This is a genomic window from Gardnerella vaginalis (assembly GCF_001546485.1).
Taxonomy (GTDB): Bacteria; Actinomycetota; Actinomycetes; order Actinomycetales; family Bifidobacteriaceae; genus Bifidobacterium; species Bifidobacterium vaginale_D.
In genome coordinates, this window is record NZ_KQ956862.1 from 41,575 (window position 1) to 63,223 (window position 21,649).

The window sequence follows — 21,649 nt, forward strand, 5'->3', positions numbered from 1 at the left end:
ATACTCGATTGAAATAGATCCAAGTACTCGATTAAAGCGCAAGAAAGCATAATAATTTATTCTTGCACAATGGCTATTGCTCTGCATGAAGCGGAACGTGTACATTAATAATCCACGAATCGCCATCTTCAATAACTTTAAAAGTTCCGCCAACTCGTTCCGCAAGCATCTTATGGAAACGCAGTCCATATCCTAATTGCAAGTTAGCAAGAATACCTCGTTGCGCACTATTTATACACGTAATATGACATTCATTGTCATTAAGCATTACATTCATGGCGTATTCTTTAGGCTTTGCAGCATGCTTTTTTACGTTTGCAAGTAGTTCTCGGCAAATATATTCAATTTGAGCACATTCTTCAAAAGGCAAATGGATTGACCGAGAATCTTCAGCAGCTAAATCACTATTCAAGTCAATGGAACCAATATAGCCAAGCTTTTCAAACGACTTTTGCTCACCATCAAATAAAACGCGTAATCCTGTACAAAAATCTTTATAACATGTAGTCGATTGCATAACATCGCCAGTGCTTGCAGTTGTAGCATTGTCAAGAAGAGAAATAATATTACGTGCTTTATGAATAGTTGTAGTAGCACATTGAAGAATCTCTCGAGAATTTTCATGCTCTTGTTCATGAGTTGTTTGAGGTTCAATAGACTGTTGGGCCATCATCATAATACTGGAAAGCTCATTAGTTACTTCATCATGCATGCGAATTGCTGCAATAGTGGCATATTTTTGAAAAACGTTGTAACGCTGTGCAAATAACTGTTCCTGCTGTTGGTGAATAGTGGAAATATAGTATTTTACGATTGCGCTAGAAATAAGAGTGATAAGAAGCCACCACGCTAACACATAAGCGTTTTGAAAATCGCATATAATAAAGAACCACGAAGAAACTCCGCAAGAAGAAAGCACAGTGTACCAAGGTTGAGTAATTACAGCAATTGCCAGACAAATCAATATGGTAAGCATCATAGATGAATAGTTGATATTTGGCGCAATAATTACCAACGGCATCCAAATGAGCACAATAAAAGATGCTTTACGAGGCCAGATTGCAATACATAAGCAGATTACAATCCATACTATTTCAACCGTAATTGCATGCCAATTAGAGTAGTAATGAAGATTATTATAGGAACAAATTTCAAGAATCAAAGTACAACTTATGATTGCGCCAATTCCAATTTTCTGCCAAGCGTCATGCGGCAAAAAATTGATCATACGTGTTAATAATTTCATAACTACCTACTTTTACACGTTAATTTCTTACACGTTATATGTCATGCGAATATTTTGCTAGCGCAGCAAGCGCCTGCATTCGACTTCGGACGTGAAGTTTTCCATAAATACGCCGTAAATGCGTGTTGACTGTTGAAACTTTCACATTAAGCTGATCTGCAATCTCTTTCGTAGAATACCCCTGTTTGCACAAGCGCATAATTTCCGATTCTTGAGGAGACAAAACTGAAGTCTTCGGAAGTTGAGAAATCATATTAAATGATTCTTGCGGAGTGTGAAAATAGTCAATATATTGTGGCAATTCTGGACACCCGTAGCTTGTTGCGCGCGATTGGATAGCTGCAACTACGTCTGATAAATTGTCTTTATGTACTAGCGCTTGACCGCCTGACTTAGCAACTTGCAATACGTATTCATCTAACATGTAGGAAGTAATGCCGATTAAAACAATATTGCTATTGCGCTCGCGAATTGCCTTAATTACATCAACGCCACTCATTTCTCTCATTGACATATCTACTAAAAGTACGTCAGGAGTATTTTCTGTAACGCAACGATGAATAGCTTGTTTTGCAGAAGAACACATCCATGCACAAACAAAATTTTCAGGCAAACGACTTTTTAGAAGAAGTTGCATATATCGCAATACAAGCGTGTCATTATCAACAATTGCGTAAGTAGTGTTCATACAATATATGGTATCTTGTTTCGGAATTTGCTTATCAAGAGATGTGCGATTGTATTGTTTTTCTCAAATTATCAAGATTGTACACATTAAAGTGCCATACGCTAGCACTTTCCGTTGGCACACTCCATTCTTCGGTTTTACTATTGACAGTAAAACGAATTATTTGAGTTGTTGGCTTATTTATAACTTCAAAATTAGTGAGTTGATTCCACGCAATACGACGAAGATGCTTATCGTCTAATTTAGCTAGATTACCCGAGCCTAAAATGGCATTCGGATTAATAACAATAAACTCATTATCAGTGGCAGCAATAATACGCGCATCAACGCTTTGCGCTACATAGAATAATTTAGGTAACAAAAATAGTTTGATTAAATCTTTCCACCAAGGGTCGTATTTCATGGTAAATACATACGTTTTACCAACTGAAAGATTATGCACTTTAAAGTACTTAACAATATCCTCTTCTCGTATACCGCGCAAAGGATTAGTCATAATAAGCACCTCCTCGTGATTCTTGTTTTGTAAATTATCAACATACTAACGTGCAGATTTTATCTACACAAATAGGCGTACCTATTTTTAACGATAGTGCTTTTAGAAAACTTTTTAAAACTTTTACTATTAGCAGTTTGTATGTTCTCAACAATCAATATTTAAGAATATTTCCGTTTCGGAATTATTTTTAAATAGAGGCATACTTATGGAGTTATCGTGACAGATTTTGCTAATTTTGCGATTTTTGCCACGACAACTCGTATAACATAGCGACTGTGCAATTAGAGTTGCGTAACTATTGTCGCGTAATCAGTTAAAAAATATTGCCTGTTCATCAACCTCGTCGATGCACAGGCAATATTTTCAAAACAACAAAATTTGGTAAATAATCTAAATTTTGCGGCTAAATCGTTTACTATTTTGCTACGTCAAGAACTACTAGACGTTGTCCGCCATAAGTTCTGGCATCAAGACAAGTCTGAATGAAGTAAGCAGATTTAGGGAATTGATCAACGTACTCTTTGAATACTTTTAGCAACTTATCCGAGCTTCCGCCACCCTCAAAGTCTTTATAATCCGCCACTTTGTAATCTTTGCCGTTTAGTTTAACTGGCATGCCTTTTTGGAGTTTCTTTAATAAGATGCCTGAACTATTCAAACGGTCGACAACCATATAATGGCCAGTATTAACCTGGAACCAGTCGTCTTGAAGAGTCCAGTGGTAGAAAGCATCTTTAACGTAAGCCAACTGATCAGGATAAGCGTCCCAAATAACGCGTTTAGTTTCGCCTAGGGCTTCCAAAGTACCTTCTTGTCCCTTTACAAAGGCTTCGGCGATTTTCTTCTTTGAGGCTTTTTTGACTGATTTTGGATGTTTTTTAGTCGAATGGTGGGCTATTTTTGTTGGCGCTGGTTTGTTTGCATTGGGACTACCGCAGGCTGCTAGCCCCACCAGCGAACTGAATAGCACTACAACACAAAGCAATTTTTTATAAGTCATTTTCCCCATAAATGGGCTTCTTTCTTCTTGTAGATGCGTCTAACGGCTGTTAGTTATCCTTATAACTTGGACTCCAACTTTAGTGCCCGCTCAGTTCAGTTTAAAATCTTGGTTTGAACGTGAGTAGGAAGTGATGGCCACTGCCGATTTTTGCATAAATGAATCAACAAGACCGGTTCCTTTTCACATAGTGTACCATAAAGACTGAGTGACCTGTGTTATTTTTTGACTTCTAGTTTTTATATAGGATCTATTTTGCTGCAATAATTGATCTAACTAAATTAAAATTGGTTAACTAATTAAATTAATTAGTTAACCAATCAGTTAGTTATTCAGTTATTTAGTAAATCAGTCAGTTAGCCAACTGTGAGATTAGAAGTCCCAATCATCGTCGTCAGTTTCAACAGACTTGCCCATAATGTAGCTGGAACCAGAGCCGGAGAAGAAGTCGTGATTTTCGTCGGCTGCAGGAGAAAGAGCTGCGAGAATTTCTGGGCTTACGTGAGTTTCTTCTTCGCTGTACTTGGCAGGGTAGCCAAGGTTCATCAAAGCCTTGTTAGCGTTGTAACGCACGAAATCAAAAACGTCATCGTGGAAGTCAAATCCTTCATAAATCTGACCAGAATACTCAACTTCCAAATCGTACAAAGTGTCAAGCAAGTTCATAGTGAACTTTTCAAGATTCTTCTTATCGTTCTCGCTTCTAAGCTCCAAACCGCGCTGGAACTTGTAGCCGGAATAATAGCCGTGAATAGCTTTATCGCGCAAAATCAAACGAATCATGTCCGCAGTATTCATCATCTTGCCGCGAGAAGCAAAGTAAAGCGGAAGATAGAAGCCTGCGTAAAGAAGCAGCGAAGAAAGCATAGTTGCTGCAATCTTGCGCTTAAGCGGATCTTCGCTCTCATACTCGCAAAGCACGGTGGTAACGCGCTGCTGTAAAACGTCGTTGCCAACAGCCCAACGGTAAGCTTCGTCAATTTCTTCGCTAGAGCAAAGAGTAGAGAAAATAGAGGAGTAGGAGCGAGCGTGAATTGACTGCATAAAAGCAATATTCGTGTAAATAGCCTGTTCGTGCTCAGTGCGAGCGTGCTCAATCTGGCAAAGCTCACCAATAGTTGCTTGGCTGGTATCAAGCAAAGTCAAGCCCGTAAAAACGCGAGTAGTTGTTTTGCGTTCAAGATCGGTGAGGGAACGCCAAGAAGGAATATCGTTGCTCAGTGGCACTTTTTCAGGAAGCCAGAAGTTAGCAATAAGGCGATTCCAAACATCTAAATCTTTGTCATCAACAATATTATTCCAATTAACTGGGCGCACGCGCGATCCGTGATGGTAGCGGTACTGAGCTGGTGTGATAGAAGCTGCCATCATCTCGTCGCTTGCGATGACGCGATTCGTGCCGAAAGGCTTATCGAGGCTACTGCGCAGTGCAGTTGGGTCGAGTGCTGTTGGATCGAGCTCGGTTGGGCTGAGTTCTGTCATTATTACTCCTGATTTTGTGTTTACGTTTTATAAAATTTCTTAAGTTTTTGATTTAATTTGCAAAAGATTTACGCTGATAGATTTACGTCACTAAGATTTTTAGCGCTACTCCTTACAGCGTGCAGCTTACGCAACCCTCGATTTCCGTACCTTCCAAAGCCTTCTGGCGAATACGAATGTAGTAAAGAGTCTTGATGCCCTTACGCCATGCGTAAATCTGAGCCTTGTTCAAATCGCGAGTAGTAGTAGTGTCTGGGAAGAACAAAGTAAGCGACAATCCCTGATCCACATGCTGAGTCGCTTCAGCGTAAGTGTCAATAATTGCCTTCCAACCAATCTCGTAAGCGTCCTTAAAGTACTGCATATTGTCGTTCGTCATGTAAGCGGCAGGGTAGTAGACGCGTCCAACTTTGCCCTCTTTGCGAATCTCAATGCGCGAAGCAATCGGGTGAATCGAACTCGTGGAATGGTTGATATACGAGATGGAACCAGTTGGAGGAACAGCCTGCAAATACTCGTTGTAAATGCCATCGCGCAAAATCTCGTCGCGCAACTGCTCCCAGTCGCTGACGGTTGGAATTGCAACGTTAAAACGAGCAAACAAATCGCGAACCGCTTGAGTACGAGGCTCAAGAGAGCGGCTGCCATCGGTGTATTTATCGAAATAGTTGCCTTTGCCTGCAGGCTTAGCGTAAGCGCTCGTCTTAAAGCTTGCAAAAGCGCGGCCACGCTCCACAGCTAAAGCATGAGAAGCTTTATAAGCATGGTAAGCAACAGTCATAAAGTACATGTCTGTAAAGTCAAGAGCTTCCTCGCTTCCGTACTGCATGTGTTCGCGAGCAAGGAAACCGTGCAAATTCATTTGACCCAAGCCAATAGCGTGGCCTTCCGCGTTTCCGCGACGGATAGAAGGCACGGAATCAATTGAAGTGTGCTCCGAAACAGAAGTGAGCGCACGTACGGCCAAATCAACGCTTGCGCCCAAGTCGCCGTCCATTGCCTTAGCGATATTAAGAGAGCCAAGATTGCAAGAAATATCGCGACCAACGTGGCTATAAGACAAGTCGGCGTTATACGTGCTTGCTTCTTGAGTTTGCAAAATTTCTGAGCACAAGTTGCTCATAGTAATGCGACCCTCAATAGGATTCGTACGATTCACAGTATCCTCAAACAAAATATAAGGGTAACCAGACTCAAACTGAATCTCCGCAAGCGTCATAAAGAATTCGCGAGCATCAATGTACTTCTTGTGAATACGAGGATTTGCAACCATCTCATCGTAATGCTCAGTAATGGAAATGTCAGCAAGAGGCTTGCCATACTCGCGCTCAACATCGTAAGGGCTGAACAAAGCCATCTTTTCCTTACGCTTAGCAAGCTCAAAAGTAATATCTGGAATTACAACACCCAAAGAAAGTGACTTAATACGAATCTTCTCGTCTGCGTTCTCGCGCTTAGTATCAAGGAATCGCATAATATCTGGGTGGTGGGCGCTAATATACACGGCACCGGCACCTTGGCGAGCGCCAAGCTGATTGGCATAAGAGAATGAATCTTCCAAAAGCTTCATAACAGGCACAACGCCACTCGACTGATTCTCGATGCGCTTAATAGGAGCGCCAAGCTCGCGCAAATTCGTAAGGAGCAGAGCCACGCCGCCGCCGCGCTTAGAAAGCTGCAAAGCAGAATTAATTCCGCGCGCAATAGACTCCATGTTATCTTCCAAACGCACGAGGAAGCAGCTTACAGCCTCTCCGCGTTGAGCTTTACCAAGATTTAAGAACGTTGGAGTGGCTGGCTGGAATCGGCCTGCAAGCATCTCGTCTAAATAGTTGAGTGCTGCTTTTTCGTCGCCGTCTGCGAGTTCCAAAGCTACGGCAGCTGCGCGCTGAGCGAAGTTTTCCAAATACTGTTTGCCGTCAAAAGTCTTCAAGGCGTAAGAAGTGTAGAACTTAAAAGCGCCCAAGAATGTGCCAAAAGTATGGTGAGCTGCTTCAGCATGCTCGTAGAATTTATCGAGAAATTCGTCGCTGTACTTTCCGAACACGTTGCTGTTGTAGTAGTAGTTGTCAATTAAATAATTCAAGCGCTCGCGAGTGGAAGCAAACTTCATGCTGTGCTCTTGCACGTAACCCGAAACGTAAAGCTTTTCTGCTTCCTGATCCTTATCAAACTGAATTCCTTTTTCTGGATCGAAAAGACCGAGCATAGCGTTAAGAACGTGGTAGTCGCGGCTGTTGCGAATGCGTTCTGCCGTGCTGCTGGCGGTTGTACTGGCAGCGGATTCAGTGCTGCTAGCAGAGTCAGTGTTGTCAAGATTAAGAGCAGTAGATTCGCTCATCGGATCCGTGCTATTCATGGGGTTTTTATTCCTTTCTTTCCGCGTTATGCTTACTTTTCAAATACTGTTTGTTTGTCTGTTTTTGTTTACTTTGTTTCTTTTAATTGTCTTAGAAATTTTGGTATTCCCTGCGCTACTTTTTCAATATCTTCCGCAGTTCCCGTCAACTCAAACGAGTACATATTCGGAATGCCGCACTTTCCGGCAATCTGACCTCCTGCAGCGCAATAAGCATCGCCAAAATTCGTGTTTCCGGAAGAAATTACGCCTCGAATAAACGAGCGATTCTCGCGATTATTGAGGAATTTTCGAACTTGCATTGGTATTGCTTTTGCAATATTGCCGCCTCCATATGTTGGTACGATGAGCACGTATGGTTCGCGTACGTTTAATTCTGGCTCTTTTGGTCGCAGTGGTATACGGTATACGTTCACATTATTGCTAGGAAAATCGCAATTTTGCACGAATCGTAATGTGTTTTCGGAAACAGAAGAAAAATACACTACGGCACCAATTGGTTCACCTTGTGCTTGTGCCTCTGGTGTACTTGGTTGTGTGATATTTTCTTGTTCGCTCATTATCTCAGCTTCTTTGTTTGCTATTTTTGGTGGAGAATGTCAATATGTATTGCGTTTATTTACTAAATTTCACTTATTTTTTCTTTTACTGTGCTGAAGTTGTGGAAGTCCCGAGTTTATCTGCAATTTGCGCTATTAAATCTGGGCGGTATCCACTCCAGGAAGCATCCGGAGCAATCACTACTGGAGCTTGACGGTATCCAGCATTGCGCAACTGTTCTAATGCTTCAGGACTTTTGGATAAATCAACAGTTTCAAAGTTCACGCCAAGTTTAGTGAACTGTCGTTTAGTGGCATCACACTGTGGGCAATGAGGTTTGGTGAATACTGTAATGGTCATTGTAATCTCCTCTGGTGATGGGGAATTTGGTAATTCCAGGTTGTATCAGCAAAAGCCAAATAGTTAGCTTACTCCCAATAGGCACTATTTATAGTGGTGTGTCGATTGTGTAAACACTACATATAGTTATTGTTTAAAATAGCTAAAAATAGCGTGTTTGTAAGCGTGTCGTGTTTTATGAGGAAAATGTAAGTCTAACTTTAACAATGAAAAATGTAATCTTTCTCACAAAATTTATATTTCCGACTCGTTGATTTATAGATTGCGGAGCCTTGTGCATATCCGCCTATAAACTTAATAAGTGCGTTTCTTGAAGGGGCGTAACGCAAAATAAAAAATTGTGCATTGAGAGTTAATGCAGATTGCTTGAGTACGCAAAGCGTGCGTGCAAATAAAACAAAAGACAAGATAAGAGGTGTCATCATGACGGAAGCTCAGGCAAATATTGGTGTTGTCGGTTTGGCGGCTATGGGTTCTAATCTAGCGCGTAATCTTGCGCATCACGGCAACACGGTTGCTGTGTATAACCGTCATTATTCTCGTACTGAAACCTTAATGAATGAGCATGGTAGTGAAGGTGCTTTCGTGCCTTCAAAAACTGTTGAAGATTTTGTGGCTTCTCTGAAGCGTCCGCGCACCGCAATCATCATGGTAAAAGCTGGTGCTCCTACGGATGCTGTTATTGAAGAACTTGCGAATGCTATGGAGCCGGGAGATATTATTGTCGACGGCGGAAACTCTTATTTTGAAGATACGATTCGCAGAGAGCGTGACATTCGCGCGCGCGGTCTTCATTACGTTGGTTGCGGTGTTTCTGGTGGCGAAGAAGGTGCGCTTCGTGGTCCTTCTATGATGCCTGGTGGCACTGAGGAATCTTGGAAGACTCTTGGTCCTATTTTGAAGTCTATTGCGGCTGTTGCTGAAGGTGAGCCTTGCGTAACTCATATTGGTACGGATGGTGCTGGCCACTTTGTAAAAATGGTTCACAATGGCATTGAGTACTCGGATATGCAGCTTATTGCCGAAAGCTACGATTTAATGCTTCGCGGTTTGGGCATGAAGTCCGACGAAATTGCAGACGTGTTTAGCGAGTGGAATAAGGGCGAACTTGATTCTTATTTGATTGAGATTACTGCGGATGTGCTTCGCCAGAAGGATGCTAAGACCGGTAAGCCTTTGGTTGAGATGATGGTGGATCATGCTGGCATGAAGGGCACTGGTACTTGGACTGTGCAGTCTGCACTTTCGCTTGGAATACCAGTTACTGGTATTGCTGAAGCTGTGTTTGCTCGCGGACTTTCTAGCCAGGTTGCTTTGCGTGAAGCTGCTGAAAGCCAGGGTTTGACTGGTCCTAATGTGCATTTTGATTTGAACGATGCTGAGCGTAAGGCGTTTATTGAGGATATTCGCCAAGCTTTATACGCTTCTAAGATTGTTTCTTACGCGCAAGGCTTCGATGAGATTGCGGCTGCTGCAATTGAGCATGATTGGAAGATTGATCAGGCTGCGGTTGCTCGCATTTGGCGTGGTGGCTGCATTATTCGCGCTCAGTTCTTGAACCGCGTTTCTGAGGCTTTTGAGTCCGGTGAAGCAAGCGTTTCTTTGCTTTTTGCACCGTACTTTAAGGATGCTATTGAAAAGTCGCAGGCTGCTTGGCGTCGTGTTATTGCGCGTGCAGTTGAGCATGGTGTTCCTGTTCCAGCGTTCTCCAGCTTGCTTGCGTACTACGATGGCTTGCGTTCCAAGCGTTTGCCAGCTTCGTTGATTCAGGCTCAGCGCGATTTCTTCGGTGCGCACACTTACGGTCGCATTGACGAGCCAGGCGTATTCCACACTTTGTGGGCAGATCCTAATCGCCCAGAAGTAAAGCAAGATTAAATCAAAATAATATTTAGAACTAACAGGCCTCTGCATAGCAATGCAAAGGCCTGTTTTTTTATTCTATAGTTTTTAATATATTTTGTTGCTGAATTTTATTAATTTTTCTAAATTGATTGATTTCCTTGATATTTCAACGATTTTATGGCACTTTTCGCAAATGCGCCATGTTTTAAGCATGCTATTTTCTTATTTGCGCCAGTTTATATAGCGCATTTAATTTTTGACTTGCTGAATATTATGCATGTTTATAGAAAGCTATGCAGTTATTCAATAGCAGCTTGCAGTGTGCCTGCTGTGGTCATCCAGGAGATTTCGTCAGTTCCGTTTGCAAAAGACGCAGGATATTCAGGATTATTAGCTCCCGAAAGTGCGTTCATTAAAGCAGCGCCCTTTTCTGCGCCTGCAGTCAAAAACCAAGTGCGACGACTGTGAGCCAGCACAGGAACTGTAAGCGACAATCGCATTGGTGGAAGTTTAGGGGAGTGGTTTACGCCAACAACAATGCGCTCACGATTATTAACCTGCGGCAATTCTGGGAACAACGAAGCCATATGCGCGTCCGGACCCATGCCAAGAATTGCTAAATCAAACACTGGCTCTTTGCCAAGTAATCCTGTAATCTCTTCCTCATAGTCGCGCGCTGCAGCATCTAAAATAGCGTCATTTTCAGCGTCACTGGCTGCTGCAATTCCTTCAGCGTTGCGTTCATCTGCAGGCATTTCGTGAATATGAGATTCTGCCAAAGCTTTATGAGAAGTAAGTAAGTCAAGCAGCGCTTTGCGAGTTTTGCGTGCGTTGCGGTCCTCGCTATCGTAAGCTACGAAACGTTCATCTGCCCACCAAATATGCACTAAATCCCAATCAATCACCGTCAAAAGTGGGTTGCTGGCAAGCATTTGGAACATGCGAATTGAATCCGTGCCGCCAGTAATAAGTAAATGGAATGGCTTGTCGAGATTTTGTACATTAGCTTGTGATTCCATAATAAGAATTGCCAAGCGTTGAGCTGCAATGGCTGAAAGTACGTCGGGATTATTGTAGCCGTAAACGTTTGCGTTGTGTGCAAAAGTAACTTCATTATCTGTCATAGCTATTCCTTTTATGCCATTAAAAATGTTTCATGCGTTGTTTCACGCTATGCTTTGCTATTTGTTTTATGCATTTTTACTATGCTTCACGCATTTTCTGTAGGATTATCTCGTACCAGCTGCGCGTAAATTTCGTCCGGATCAATGCGTCGCAATTCTTCGCTTAAGCAATCATCCAAAGTGCGAATAGGAAGCGCAATAGGCTGAGCAGTCTGACCGGGAAGACGAATTAAAGCCTGATCTCCGCCAGCAGGGCGAGTAAGAGACAACGTGCCGTCCTCGCGCTCTAAAGTTACGGAGGTAATTGCTTGAGCATCAGGATTCTCAACTATTTCTACAGGCACGCGCAAACTGCTCTTAAGCCAAGCGGCCAGTAAATGCAAAGATACGTAATGAGTAGGACCCACAACCTTCGCGCTGAGAATAGGCAAATGTGGAGGTTGATCGAGCATAGAAGCAAGTAACGCGCGCCAAGGAGTTAAACGCGTCCAAGATAAGTCTGCATCTTGCGGGGACCAGTTTTTGCGCAAGTTTTGCACAGTTTTAAGAGTATCGTCTGCTCGCTGTGCGTCAGTAATTCTGCTACTTGCCATAGCTCCAAGCAAATCGTGAGCAGGATCTTCCGGAGCGTTCGTCGGCCACCAAGCAACAATCGGCGCATCGGGCACAAGTAGCGGAATAACAAGCGTATCCGGATGACGAACTAAACCGTTGTGCGGATACAAAATAATAATTTCACCAGCTCCGGCATCTGCGCCAAAACGTACTTGAGCATCGAGATTCGGCACAACCTCACCGCGCTCAGCAGCGTGCTCGCTAGACCAATCTCGAACCATTGCAATAACTCGGCAAGGATGCTCGCGGCTAGCTGCGTTTGCTGCATCAAGTGCATGTTCTAACTCTTTAAGAGTTGTATCAATAAGCAAAGTGAGCACTCGACCAGTAGCAGATTCGCCGCGCTCTTCGTGCAATTCGTCGATTTTTGCTGCAATTTTGCTGGTATTCGTATCGGGAAGATTGATAATCATGGCAGCCTCCAATGACGATTATCGCGAGCGAGCATATTATCTGCTTCCGCTGGACCCCAAGTGCCAGCGCGATACGATTGAGGTTGTGTGCCAAGCGAACTCCAGAATTCCTCAATCGGATCCAAAATCTTCCAGCTCAAATCTACTTCTTCAGTAGTTGGGAACAGCGGTGGCTCACCAAGGAGCACATCAAGAATTAAACGTTCATAAGCTTCAGGCGAACTTTCAGTAAAGGATCGTCCGTAGCTAAAGTCCATAGAAACATCGCGAACTTCCATAGCGGTCCCGCCAGGAACCTTAGCGCCAAAGCGCATAGTAACACCCTCGTCTGGCTGCACGCGAATTACAATTGCATTGCTACCAAGTTCTCGAACTGCGGTTGATTCAAACGGCAAGTGTGGAGCGCGCTTAAAAATTACAGCAATTTCCGTAACCCGCTTGCCTAAACGTTTGCCAGTACGCAAATAGAAGGGCACTCCAGCCCAGCGGCGAGTATCAACGTCTAGTCGCACAGCAGCATACGTTTCAGTAGTGCTTTTAGGGTCGATTCCTTGCTCTTCCAAATAACCAACTGCTTTATAAGAGCCTTGCCATCCTGCTGCGTATTGCCCGCGAGCAGTATTTGCTGCCAAATCTTGAGGCAAACGAATAGCAGATAAAACTTTCGTTTTTTCCGCAGTCAAATCGCTGGCGCGGAAACTTACTGGCTCTTCCATAGCAGTAAGCGCCATAAGCTGAAGCAAATGGTTCTGAATCACGTCTCTTGCAGCACCAATGCCATCGTAATAGCCTGCGCGTCCGCCAATACCAATATCTTCAGCCATCGTAATTTGCACGTGATCAACATAATTCGCATTCCAAATCGGCTCGTACATTGCGTTAGCAAAACGGAAAGCCAACAAATTTTGTACGGTTTCCTTACCTAGGTAATGATCAATACGGAATACAGAATTAGGGTCAAAAACCTCCGAGACGACGCGGTCTAATTCGCGAGCGCTCGCTAAATCATGGCCGAAAGGTTTCTCAATAATTACGCGGCGCCACGCGTGTTCAGAAGAGTGAGAAAGTCCAGATGCTGCCAACTGTTGTGCAACAATAGGGAAGCTTGAAGGCGGAATAGACATGTAAAATGCGTGGTTTCCGCGCGTGCCACGATCCCTATCTAGTTCGTTAACAGTTTTACTTAAACGCTCAAACGCTGTTGCATCGTCAAAAGTGCCGCGTACGAAACGTATTCCTTTTGCAAGATTAATCCAAGTTGATTCACGAAATGGCGTGCGGCAATGCTGCTCAATATTTTCGCGCACAAAGTTTACGAAATGCTCATCTGTCCAATCGCGTCTTGCGAAACCAGTTAAACCAAATCCTGGGGGTAAAAGTCCACGATTAGCTAAATCATATACGGCTGGCATCAGTTTTTTGCGTGCTAAATCGCCAGTAATACCAAAAATTACTAGGCTGCACGGGCCTGCAATGCGAGCCAAACGTAAGTCGCGCGGGTCTCGTAACGGGTTTGTCCACACAGACTTGTTATTTGCAGCATACTGCATGTCAAAAGGAATCCTCAACTCAGTCATACATACCATCGTAATGTTTTGACGCTATTTTTCCTACTCGGGTTGCTATTTTTAATTACATTTTCGCTATAAGCTTTTCTTGTATCAGCTGCAAGATTGCAATACTGATACTAATCTACTAAGCTCTTTGAGTTTCAACGTAACGTTTCACGCTCCGCACAAAGCAAGTCGAATCATTTTTGCATATTGCGGACCGCCAACTGGAGTTAAATGCACGCCATCGTCGGTCAGATATTCAGAGTGACCTTCACTAAAGCCGTGCCAATCAATAATTCCAACATTAGAATGTGTTGCAGCGAACTTTCGCAAATGTTCGTTAGTTACATCTTGCCATGGCTGCGGTACGCGCGTAGTGACAAAGTAAACTGGCTTACCTTTTGCAGCGTCAACCATACGTTGCAGTACACTGTCGTCGCGCGGAGGGCCGTTGGTGCCAAGAGCAAAAATAACTACATCTCCAGCGTGTTTACTCGCAATATCTTGCTCATATTCATCAGCACCATGGAAAATTTGTCGACTTACTTTTCCATCAATAAAAGCATTAGGCATTACTTGTAATAAGTATGGTTTTGCGCCTTCAGTAATGGAGTCGCCAACCATGGTTAAGTTTACAGAACAGGTATTGCGCTGCTTATTAATGCGAGTATGCGATGCAGCAAGATTTTGTGGTACTTTTTCTGCGATAGGGAAAAGTACGCGATATGGCGATGGTACTGGTGGTAAGGATTGTTTTGCTATATTTTTGCGTACACCTTTTACATCACGTTCTTTAGAAGAAGATTGAGTTTGTTGAGTATGGTTTTTGTTTTGTTCTGACGGCTGAATTGTAGCAGTCGTCAACTCTGGGCGAAGTTGAATTGATCGCTGTTGAGCAATGCTATTCCAATTTATAGGCAATGCAATCAATGCAATAAGAATGAAGCAGCATAATGTTATTGCTATGTAGCGAATAATCTTAAGTAAATGCTGGTTTTTTAGCGGCTTTTCAAATAATTGATAGAAGCATTCAGCAATCACAATAATGATTGCTATTTGCAAGAGTTGCTCCCACCAAGAAATTGCAGTCGTTCGTGTTGCTGGGTTGCACAATTCTAAAATAGGGAAGTGCACTAAATAAATAGCAAATGAGCGTTTGCCGAGATATGCTAATGGCTTCCATGCAAATAAGCGTGAGCATATGTTATCAGTTTGCGTGCATGACCAGAGTATTAATGTGCATGCTGCAGCCGTTAGTGTGTATCCACCAAAAGTGAATACAGACGATGTGCCATCTGCATATACGAAACAGTAGCACAATATAATTGTTGCCATTAAGCCAATACAAGAGCGTTGCCACGGGTGCAAAGGATTGTAAAGCACAGTTTTTGGCTTGTTAAATACGTTGTCTGGAAGTTCGCGTAAATCAGATGTTTCGGCGGTAGTGGCGTTCTGAGAGAAGTCAATTTGTAATCCTTCTCGTAAATCTTCCGGAATACCTTCCTTAATTGCAGCCTGCGTGACATCGGTAAAAACTTGTTCAGTAGTATTAGCACTATCTGGGTTGTTGCGGTTAATGTCATATGTTGCTGTAGCAGAAATAACCGTCACTTGCTTATTGCCGCGTAGCCAATACCATAAGCGAATCAGCCATTCATGTAATGAATGTTTCGCAAACCACGCACCATACATTGCCAGCATCGCACCTAATAAGAATTCTGATGCTCGTGTATCGAGTGAATAATAGACTCGCGCCGGCGTTGTGTAATTGCCAAATAAGTGTGCAAAGGTAATAGTTAAAGCGGAAGACAGTATGACAAGGCATGCAGTAATGTACATGCGACTTACTGTGTTGTGTACGAATTTTACGAGAACTGTAAGAACAAGCGGCCAAACAATGAAGGCTTGCATAATCAGTCCGAGATACCAAAGATGTTTAATCGGAGAAGGCAATCCTGATTGTTCAAAGTATGACAGCTTACGTATTACGTACATGACGTTACTGAAGAAACTGACTCCTGGAAGAGCATCTGCTTGTAATTTTGGCAATAAACTTGGTGAAACCAGCCACATGCTGGGTGCTGTAATAGCGATAATGCCCAGTGTTGGCGGCCAGATTCGTTGAATACGGTGCCAGATGTATTGCCAGTAATGCGTAGTCTTCTGTGTAGCGTTACCGCTGCTATTAATAGTATTTGCAGTGTTGTCGACTGTTGCTTTGATACCATTGATTTGGTTAGCTTGAGTTTGTTGACTGGCAGTATCGTAGCCACCACGTGCAGCTTTTTCATTTTTGTTTGCGTTTAAGTAATTCAACACAGCACGTGTGCAAAAATAACCTGCTAATACTAAGAATAATGTGACACCGAGGAATCCGCCAGCAAGAGTGCTTGGGCGCATGTGAAAGCATATGATGCCAATAATTGCTAGCGCACGCAAACCATCAATCGCAGGATTTCTTTTAACGCTGGAAGATTGTTTTTGAGTAGATGAAGTGTCAGCAAACTCTTGGCTTACACGTGCCTTACTAGCATTATTTTCGGTTGAAACCTCCGTTTTGTTGGGGGTTTGATTGACCAGTGAAACAGTGGAAGTATTCACGCGTCTTTTTTCTGTCATCTTGCCTGCGCTTCGTCAACCATACTGGTGTGTGTATGCAACTTATCGTGTGTAAAACAGAGCTATGATAACTGCGTCTTGAGACAGTTTTGTTCCATAAAGCGTGTCTTATTACAATACCTAATATATCGTTGAAAATGGTGGATTTTTGTGGGATTTTTTGAAATATTTTTCGTTATGTTCTTTGTTCACAATTATGTGCAATAGTATGGGGAATGGCACTACTTATACTATGCCGTTCGTTGGTGCGCGGTAGAGTGAGATAGAACAGTCATATGAATTGTTATTAAAGTTACTAAAGGAGCCAATATGGCAGAAACTTTTAACGTTGTGGTTGAGATTCCACGCGGTTCTAAGAATAAGTATGAAGTAGATCACGAAACTGGTCGCGTGTTCTTGGATCGCACTTTGTTTACCGCTATGGGTTATCCAGATGATTACGGTTATATTGACGGTACTTTGGGTGAAGATGGCGATCCGCTTGATGCTCTTGTGATGATTCCAAATTCTGTATTCCCAGGATGTGTTGTTGAATGCCGCGCTGTTGGTTTATATCACATGGTTGATGAAGCCGGTGGAGACGACAAGGTTTTGTGCGTGCCAGCAGATGTTCGTTTCGATGACATCAAGGATATTGATGACGTGGACGAGTATCACAAGGCTGAAATCAAGCACTTCTTCGAGCAGTACAAGGCTTTGGAGCCAGGTAAGGAAGTTCTCCCTGGTGACTTCTGGGCTGGTGTAGAGCAAGCAGAAAAGGAAATTGTTGCAGCTCGCAAGCGTCTTGCTGAAAGTGAAAAGTAAGATTCGCTTGTAATAAATTGATTGTAAAAATGTATAAAACGTCGGAAACATTGCCTTATGTTTTCGACGTTTTATTTTATAAAATACTCTTTGTTCTATGAATATTCTTGCCAATTTTGGCAACAAATAAAAGAATAAATCGCAAAAGAGTAAATCGCATATGCAGGTGAAAAGTATTTTTACAGCACCACTACGCAGCAATGAGCATGCCGAGTCCGGCAATATAAATCAACATGCCTGAAAGCATAATTGGTAATATGGCAAACGCAATGCTATGAGTTGTACCATTTTTGATATTTTCATAGTATTCACCACAATTATTGCGCATCCATAGGTAAGAAAGACTCGAAAGTATTATTACCATAAATATGCATAAAACAACTACTAGTATGCCGCCATCTGTACTGCGTAATGATGGCATAAATCGAATAATTGACGGCAAAAATAGCCAGCCAGGAAGTGCTGCGCATGCAATACTTGCAATTAAGGTATGAGAAAGATTTCGTACCAAATTTGTGCGATGTTCACGTAGCATTTGGCGGATGAAAGTAACAAATGTTGTTGCAACGAGAATCAGTGCAAACGATACTGCCCAGCGTTCATAAGGTCGTATTGCTGCAATGAATTTACTCATTGACACAGTCTCATTGTCAGTAATGACACTCTGTGGAAGCCAACCTTTCAAGGCAAGAGTTGCGCACCAAGCGGAAGCGATACCTGCGCATAAAGCAATAGCGCGATCAATCATATTTCCGTGCAAAGGCCAAAAAGTGAGGAATGTAAGAAGTATCAGCATACAAAAGGTGAGTAATATTTTTGCTGTTGCTATCGGTGAAGCTGCTGCGCTTGCAAGAAGTATTACAACAATAATCTGGGTTATCGCCATTGCTGATGCATGAATATGAGGTGCGTGAGCTTGCTTTTCATGAGTGGTGGCACAGGAAGCAGAATCGTGCTGCGCTTCATTATGGTAGGCATGTGTTGTATCGCTCATACGTACTCCTGAATGTTAATAAATATTCTTACAAAGCACTATGTGCCTGCAAAATTGCAGCACAGTATTGTAATATCTATTACTAATAACGTCTATTACTAATGTAGTCTATAACCTGCACTACGTTTCCTGCTATGAAGATTATGTAAATTTGCGTGTTGATAAAGCTTTGATTTGATACGTTACGTAAGTCGTGCAAAAATATTAAGAGTAGGTTGCATTCTTCCTAGTATGGTTTACAATGCCTGTAACGGCTTGAATTTGGTGCTATATCACGTGTTGGTTGGAGGCCTCTTATGACTGATATCACATTGATGACTTCGTGTGCCTCTCCTGCTTCTGTTTTACCTTCGCTTGCGTTACTTTCACATCGTGTGCGTGTGCTTCCTATGGATGCAACGAGTTTAGCAAAACTTCCCGCGCAAACTGTTCTGCTTCTTGATGCTCGTGAAGATTTGGCTTTAGCTAAATCGTTGTGTGCTGCTTTGCAAGCGGCTAGTATTACCGTTCCTGTTATGTTGATCCTTACTGAGGGCGGTTTTACGGTAGTGAATTCTTCGTGGAATATTGATGATGTTGTGCTCACTAGCGCTTCTCCTGCAGAGGTGGAAGGTCGTTTGCGTTTAGCTTCGCAGCATCCAGATGCTGGTGTTTCGTTTATGCATTCGCAAGATATTGCAGTAGCTGATGTGCCTGTTGAAGATAATGGGATTATGCGTTCTGGTGATCTTGTTGTTGATATGCGTAGTTATACTGTGAGCTTGCATGGACATCCTGTTGATTTAGCCTATAAAGAATTTGAATTATTGAAGTATTTTGTGCAACATCCCCGGAGAGTATTTACTCGGGCGCATTTATTGCAAGAAGTATGGGGCTATGATTACTACGGCGGTACTCGCACGGTTGATGTGCATATTCGTCGTCTTCGTGCAAAGCTTGGTGTTGAATATGAGCATCTTATTGGCACTGTTCGTAATGTCGGTTATCGGTTTGATCCGTCTGAAATTGAAGAAGATAGTGAAATGACTGAGCATGTTGCGGATAATGCTGATAGTGCAGATAAAAATTACGCAAACGATAGTAATGTTAATAACAATAATGATGACAATAATAATGACGAATAGCTTTGCTGAGAATTAGTTCAATAACACTATTGATGGTGTTGTAATAACATTAGTCGGTAAAATTTTATGATGCGCGAATCAAAACAAGAAAAGTTGGCGCGGATGCATGCTGAATATGCGTTGTTGTGTCAAGAAATACCAAATCCGCAGTGTGCACTTAATTTTTCTAATCCATTTGAGCTGCTTATTGCAACGGTTTTAAGTGCGCAAACAACAGATAAAAGAGTTAATACAGTCACTCCAAAACTTTTTTCTACTTTTCCTGATGCAAGTAGGTTAGCTGTAGCTTCAGATGCACAAGTTGAAGCTATTATTCATCCACTTGGCTTTTATCGTGTAAAAGCACAGAATATTATTGCATTATCTGCTCGATTGTGTAGTAATTTTAACGGTGTAGTGCCTTCAAATATGGAAGATTTAATATCACTGCCGGGTGTTGGTCGCAAAACTGCTAATGTTGTGCTTGGTAATGCTTTTGGATTGCCTGGTTTCCCTGTAGATACTCACGTAATACGTGTTACTGGTCGTCTTGGTTGGAGGAAGAACTGGAATAAGACGAGTAAACATCCAGATCCTTATGCTATCGAGTGTGAAATAACTGCGTGTTTTAAGCCTGAAGAGTGGACTAATCTTTCACATCGACTTATCTTGCATGGACGAAGAATTTGTACTGCACGCAACCCGCAGTGCTTATTGTGCCCGTTAAAAGCAACATGTCCGTCTGCTCACATATGAGAGCATATTCTTCCCATTCAGCTCTTGGTATAGACTGTAAGCTATGTCAAGAACAGGTGATTATGAATTTGCAGCTTCCAACGCAACTCATCATAAGTCAACAACAGGTTGGATTCCGTGGGTTGTATTCATAGTTGTGTCGGTAGTAATGATCGGTGTTTTGTGGTGCGGATGGCAAATGTATCAAGGTCATTCACCCATTGAAATGATCGCTCATCCTGCAGGTAATTCTGTATTAAAAGTTGGTTTGCGAACAGCGCCTGACTCTCTTGATATTCGCACTGACGATAGTGATGCTTTACAGCAGGCTTTGCTTGACAACGTTTACGAAACATTGGTTAAGCGTGGTGATGATAATAGCTTGCGACCAGGGTTAGCACAGTCGTGGAATGTTTCAAAAGATGGATTAGTATATAGTTTTAATTTGCGGCAAGGTGTACATTTTTCCAATGGCGATTCCATGAATTCTGAATCCGTGCTTCAATCATTACAACAAGGCATTACTAAAAATTATCCAGGCTATAGCGCACTAACAAATATTAAAACTGTTACTAATCCGGATGATACTACTTTAGAAATTACTTTACATAAGCCGGATGCGTTACTGTTGCGTCGCCTTTCAGGACGTGCAGGTATTGTATATGACACAAAAGCAGTAGTTGACTACTCGAGTAGTGCGCTCGGTACTGGTCCTTTCATTGTGAACAGCTATAGCAAAGGTAATTCTTTAGTACTTTTGCGCAATAACAGATACTGGGGATCTCCTGCGGTATGCGCAAGTATTACTCTACAATATTTCGCTAATGATACAGCTTTGGCAGAAGCTATGGAGCATGGCAATATTCAGATAGCAGTTCCGCTTGAAGGTAACGAAAATAAACGTCTTGCTGCAATTGCTAATACTCAAATGGTAGATGGGCAAAGTACTCGCGTTCGATTTATTGCGATTAATACTACTGTAGCGTCTATTTTTTGTGATGAACAAGCGCGTAAGGCAGTTGCTTATGCTGTTAATCCTCAAACAGTAATTGCATCTGATGGCAACGGTGGTGTGCTTGTTGGAGGTCCTATTGATCCGCTTTCAACAGGCTATGAAGATTTAACTGGAATATATCAATATAATCCGAATAAAGCTGCTTCGCTTTTCCATTATTTTAGTGCAAGTTATTTGGGCACAATTACTTTCCTTGTTCCGCAAGGTGAGGGAAATGTTGGTCGTGAGTTATCGAAGCAGATTAGCTCTGTCAGTGGTTTTAAAATTAATCTCGAAGAAGTGAACCAGTCAACGCTACAGCAACGCGTAAACGAAGGAAAGTACGATATTGCGCTCACCACTATGAATCATACGTTAGATCAGGGTGCATTTGCGGAGAATGGTTCACCATTTGTACTTCAGGATGCGCGCGCGCAGCAAGCTTGGGCAAATGCCGTTCATGCTAAAAATGCCAGTGAATACGAAACTAATGCTCGTGCTTATGCTCGTGAAGTTGTTAATAATAATGCAGCTCGCTGGTTGTATGCTCGTAAAAGTGTGATGGCTGTGAAAACCAACGTAAGTGGTTACGCGAAAAATATGACAGATCAATTATTACCATTGCATGATGTGAATGTGAAATAGAAAAATGCTCACTCTTATCAGTAAAATGTAT

General features: G+C 42.4%; 18 protein-coding genes. 5 read left to right on the top strand and 13 right to left on the bottom strand.

The window, feature by feature from the left end; translation table 11 throughout:
• Nucleotides 1–73 precede the first annotated feature (73 nt).
• The 8 genes from HMPREF3208_RS04000 to nrdH form a co-directional block, all read right to left on the bottom strand.
• Nucleotides 74–1,246, bottom strand: coding sequence for a sensor histidine kinase (locus tag HMPREF3208_RS04000; protein WP_016637934.1), 1,173 nt, complete (start codon nt 1,244–1,246; stop codon nt 74–76).
• Nucleotides 1,247–1,280: 34 nt separating this feature from the next.
• Nucleotides 1,281–1,934 carry a response regulator transcription factor gene (locus tag HMPREF3208_RS04005; protein WP_004129674.1) on the bottom strand — a complete coding sequence of 218 codons (654 nt, stop codon included), beginning with the start codon at nt 1,932–1,934 and terminating at the stop codon, nt 1,281–1,283.
• 34 nt (nt 1,935–1,968) lie between these two features.
• Nucleotides 1,969–2,430 carry a hypothetical protein gene (locus HMPREF3208_RS04010; protein ID WP_064347334.1) on the bottom strand — a complete coding sequence of 154 codons (462 nt, stop codon included), beginning with the start codon at nt 2,428–2,430 and terminating at the stop codon, nt 1,969–1,971.
• A 418-nt stretch (nt 2,431–2,848) separates the two neighbouring features.
• Nucleotides 2,849–3,442, bottom strand: a complete 594-nt coding sequence (locus tag HMPREF3208_RS04015) for a hypothetical protein (RefSeq protein WP_064347336.1) — start codon at nt 3,440–3,442, stop codon at nt 2,849–2,851.
• 363 nt (nt 3,443–3,805) lie between these two features.
• A complete protein-coding gene (gene nrdF, locus HMPREF3208_RS04020) occupies nt 3,806–4,915 on the bottom strand; it encodes a class 1b ribonucleoside-diphosphate reductase subunit beta (RefSeq protein ID WP_081091176.1) in 1,110 nt (369 codons plus the stop codon).
• Nucleotides 4,916–5,027: 112 nt separating this feature from the next.
• Nucleotides 5,028–7,274, bottom strand: a complete 2,247-nt coding sequence (gene nrdE, locus HMPREF3208_RS04025; protein WP_081091177.1) for a class 1b ribonucleoside-diphosphate reductase subunit alpha — start codon at nt 7,272–7,274, stop codon at nt 5,028–5,030.
• A gap of 68 nt (nt 7,275–7,342) precedes the next feature.
• Nucleotides 7,343–7,834: a class Ib ribonucleoside-diphosphate reductase assembly flavoprotein NrdI gene (gene nrdI / locus HMPREF3208_RS04030; RefSeq protein ID WP_064347338.1), complete on the bottom strand. Its 492-nt coding sequence runs from the start codon at nt 7,832–7,834 to the stop codon at nt 7,343–7,345.
• An 85-nt stretch (nt 7,835–7,919) separates the two neighbouring features.
• On the bottom strand, nt 7,920–8,174 hold the full coding sequence (gene nrdH, locus HMPREF3208_RS04035) for a glutaredoxin-like protein NrdH (protein ID WP_016636878.1): 255 nt from the start codon (nt 8,172–8,174) through the stop codon (nt 7,920–7,922).
• 423 nt (nt 8,175–8,597) lie between these two features.
• On the opposite strand from nrdH, the gene gndA reads away from it, so the two are divergent.
• Nucleotides 8,598–10,052: an NADP-dependent phosphogluconate dehydrogenase gene (gndA, locus tag HMPREF3208_RS04040; protein ID WP_064347340.1), complete on the top strand. Its 1,455-nt coding sequence runs from the start codon at nt 8,598–8,600 to the stop codon at nt 10,050–10,052.
• Nucleotides 10,053–10,318: 266 nt separating this feature from the next.
• Here the strand turns inward: gndA and pgl are convergent, their stop codons facing one another.
• From pgl to HMPREF3208_RS04060, 4 genes are all read right to left on the bottom strand, one after another.
• Nucleotides 10,319–11,143 (bottom strand): 6-phosphogluconolactonase, encoded by an 825-nt coding sequence (gene pgl / locus HMPREF3208_RS04045; protein WP_064347341.1) that lies wholly within the window; start codon nt 11,141–11,143, stop codon nt 10,319–10,321.
• 86 nt (nt 11,144–11,229) lie between these two features.
• On the bottom strand, nt 11,230–12,171 hold the full coding sequence (locus HMPREF3208_RS04050) for a glucose-6-phosphate dehydrogenase assembly protein OpcA (protein ID WP_064347344.1): 942 nt from the start codon (nt 12,169–12,171) through the stop codon (nt 11,230–11,232).
• The gene (zwf, locus tag HMPREF3208_RS04055; protein WP_016636868.1) at nt 12,168–13,748 is read right to left on the bottom strand and encodes a glucose-6-phosphate dehydrogenase; all 1,581 of its coding nucleotides are present in this window, start codon (nt 13,746–13,748) and stop codon (nt 12,168–12,170) included. Before zwf ends, HMPREF3208_RS04050 begins: the two co-directional genes overlap by 4 nt.
• Nucleotides 13,749–13,895: 147 nt before the next feature.
• Nucleotides 13,896–16,343, bottom strand: coding sequence for an acyltransferase family protein (locus tag HMPREF3208_RS04060; protein ID WP_064347346.1), 2,448 nt, complete (start codon nt 16,341–16,343; stop codon nt 13,896–13,898).
• Between the two features lie 309 nt (nt 16,344–16,652).
• Between HMPREF3208_RS04060 and HMPREF3208_RS04065 the strand changes: the two genes are divergently transcribed.
• A complete protein-coding gene (locus HMPREF3208_RS04065; protein WP_064347348.1) occupies nt 16,653–17,147 on the top strand; it encodes an inorganic diphosphatase in 495 nt (164 codons plus the stop codon).
• Nucleotides 17,148–17,337: 190 nt separating this feature from the next.
• Here HMPREF3208_RS04065 and HMPREF3208_RS04070 read toward each other — a convergent pair whose 3' ends face one another.
• On the bottom strand, nt 17,338–18,141 hold the full coding sequence (locus HMPREF3208_RS04070) for a hypothetical protein (protein ID WP_016636865.1): 804 nt from the start codon (nt 18,139–18,141) through the stop codon (nt 17,338–17,340).
• A gap of 296 nt (nt 18,142–18,437) precedes the next feature.
• Between HMPREF3208_RS04070 and HMPREF3208_RS04075 the strand changes: the two genes are divergently transcribed.
• The 3 genes from HMPREF3208_RS04075 (at nt 18,438) to HMPREF3208_RS04085 (ending at nt 21,618) form a co-directional block, all read left to right on the top strand.
• Nucleotides 18,438–19,265 (top strand): winged helix-turn-helix domain-containing protein, encoded by an 828-nt coding sequence (locus HMPREF3208_RS04075; RefSeq protein ID WP_032814833.1) that lies wholly within the window; start codon nt 18,438–18,440, stop codon nt 19,263–19,265.
• 69 nt (nt 19,266–19,334) lie between these two features.
• Nucleotides 19,335–20,000, top strand: coding sequence for an endonuclease III (gene nth / locus HMPREF3208_RS04080; protein ID WP_064347357.1), 666 nt, complete (start codon nt 19,335–19,337; stop codon nt 19,998–20,000).
• 43 nt (nt 20,001–20,043) lie between these two features.
• A complete protein-coding gene (locus HMPREF3208_RS04085; protein ID WP_081091178.1) occupies nt 20,044–21,618 on the top strand; it encodes an ABC transporter substrate-binding protein in 1,575 nt (524 codons plus the stop codon).
• Nucleotides 21,619–21,649 lie beyond the last annotated feature (31 nt).

Excerpts from the sequence above, each read along its gene's own strand:
- HMPREF3208_RS04000 (WP_016637934.1), bottom strand. The coding sequence starts at position 1,246 with ATGAAATTATTAACACGTATGATCAATTTTTTGCCGCATGACGCTTGG.
- HMPREF3208_RS04005 (WP_004129674.1), bottom strand. The coding sequence starts at position 1,934 with ATGAACACTACTTACGCAATTGTTGATAATGACACGCTTGTATTGCGA.
- HMPREF3208_RS04010 (WP_064347334.1), bottom strand. The coding sequence starts at position 2,430 with ATGACTAATCCTTTGCGCGGTATACGAGAAGAGGATATTGTTAAGTAC.
- HMPREF3208_RS04015 (WP_064347336.1), bottom strand. The coding sequence starts at position 3,442 with ATGGGGAAAATGACTTATAAAAAATTGCTTTGTGTTGTAGTGCTATTC.
- nrdF (WP_081091176.1), bottom strand. The coding sequence starts at position 4,915 with ATGACAGAACTCAGCCCAACCGAGCTCGATCCAACAGCACTCGACCCA.
- nrdE (WP_081091177.1), bottom strand. The coding sequence starts at position 7,274 with ATGAATAGCACGGATCCGATGAGCGAATCTACTGCTCTTAATCTTGAC.
- nrdI (WP_064347338.1), bottom strand. The coding sequence starts at position 7,834 with ATGAGCGAACAAGAAAATATCACACAACCAAGTACACCAGAGGCACAA.
- nrdH (WP_016636878.1), bottom strand. The coding sequence starts at position 8,174 with ATGACCATTACAGTATTCACCAAACCTCATTGCCCACAGTGTGATGCC.
- gndA (WP_064347340.1), top strand. The coding sequence starts at position 8,598 with ATGACGGAAGCTCAGGCAAATATTGGTGTTGTCGGTTTGGCGGCTATG.
- pgl (WP_064347341.1), bottom strand. The coding sequence starts at position 11,143 with ATGACAGATAATGAAGTTACTTTTGCACACAACGCAAACGTTTACGGC.
- HMPREF3208_RS04050 (WP_064347344.1), bottom strand. The coding sequence starts at position 12,171 with ATGATTATCAATCTTCCCGATACGAATACCAGCAAAATTGCAGCAAAA.
- zwf (WP_016636868.1), bottom strand. The coding sequence starts at position 13,748 with ATGACTGAGTTGAGGATTCCTTTTGACATGCAGTATGCTGCAAATAAC.
- HMPREF3208_RS04060 (WP_064347346.1), bottom strand. The coding sequence starts at position 16,343 with ATGACAGAAAAAAGACGCGTGAATACTTCCACTGTTTCACTGGTCAAT.
- HMPREF3208_RS04065 (WP_064347348.1), top strand. The coding sequence starts at position 16,653 with ATGGCAGAAACTTTTAACGTTGTGGTTGAGATTCCACGCGGTTCTAAG.
- HMPREF3208_RS04070 (WP_016636865.1), bottom strand. The coding sequence starts at position 18,141 with ATGAGCGATACAACACATGCCTACCATAATGAAGCGCAGCACGATTCT.
- HMPREF3208_RS04075 (WP_032814833.1), top strand. The coding sequence starts at position 18,438 with ATGACTGATATCACATTGATGACTTCGTGTGCCTCTCCTGCTTCTGTT.
- nth (WP_064347357.1), top strand. The coding sequence starts at position 19,335 with ATGCGCGAATCAAAACAAGAAAAGTTGGCGCGGATGCATGCTGAATAT.
- HMPREF3208_RS04085 (WP_081091178.1), top strand. The coding sequence starts at position 20,044 with ATGTCAAGAACAGGTGATTATGAATTTGCAGCTTCCAACGCAACTCAT.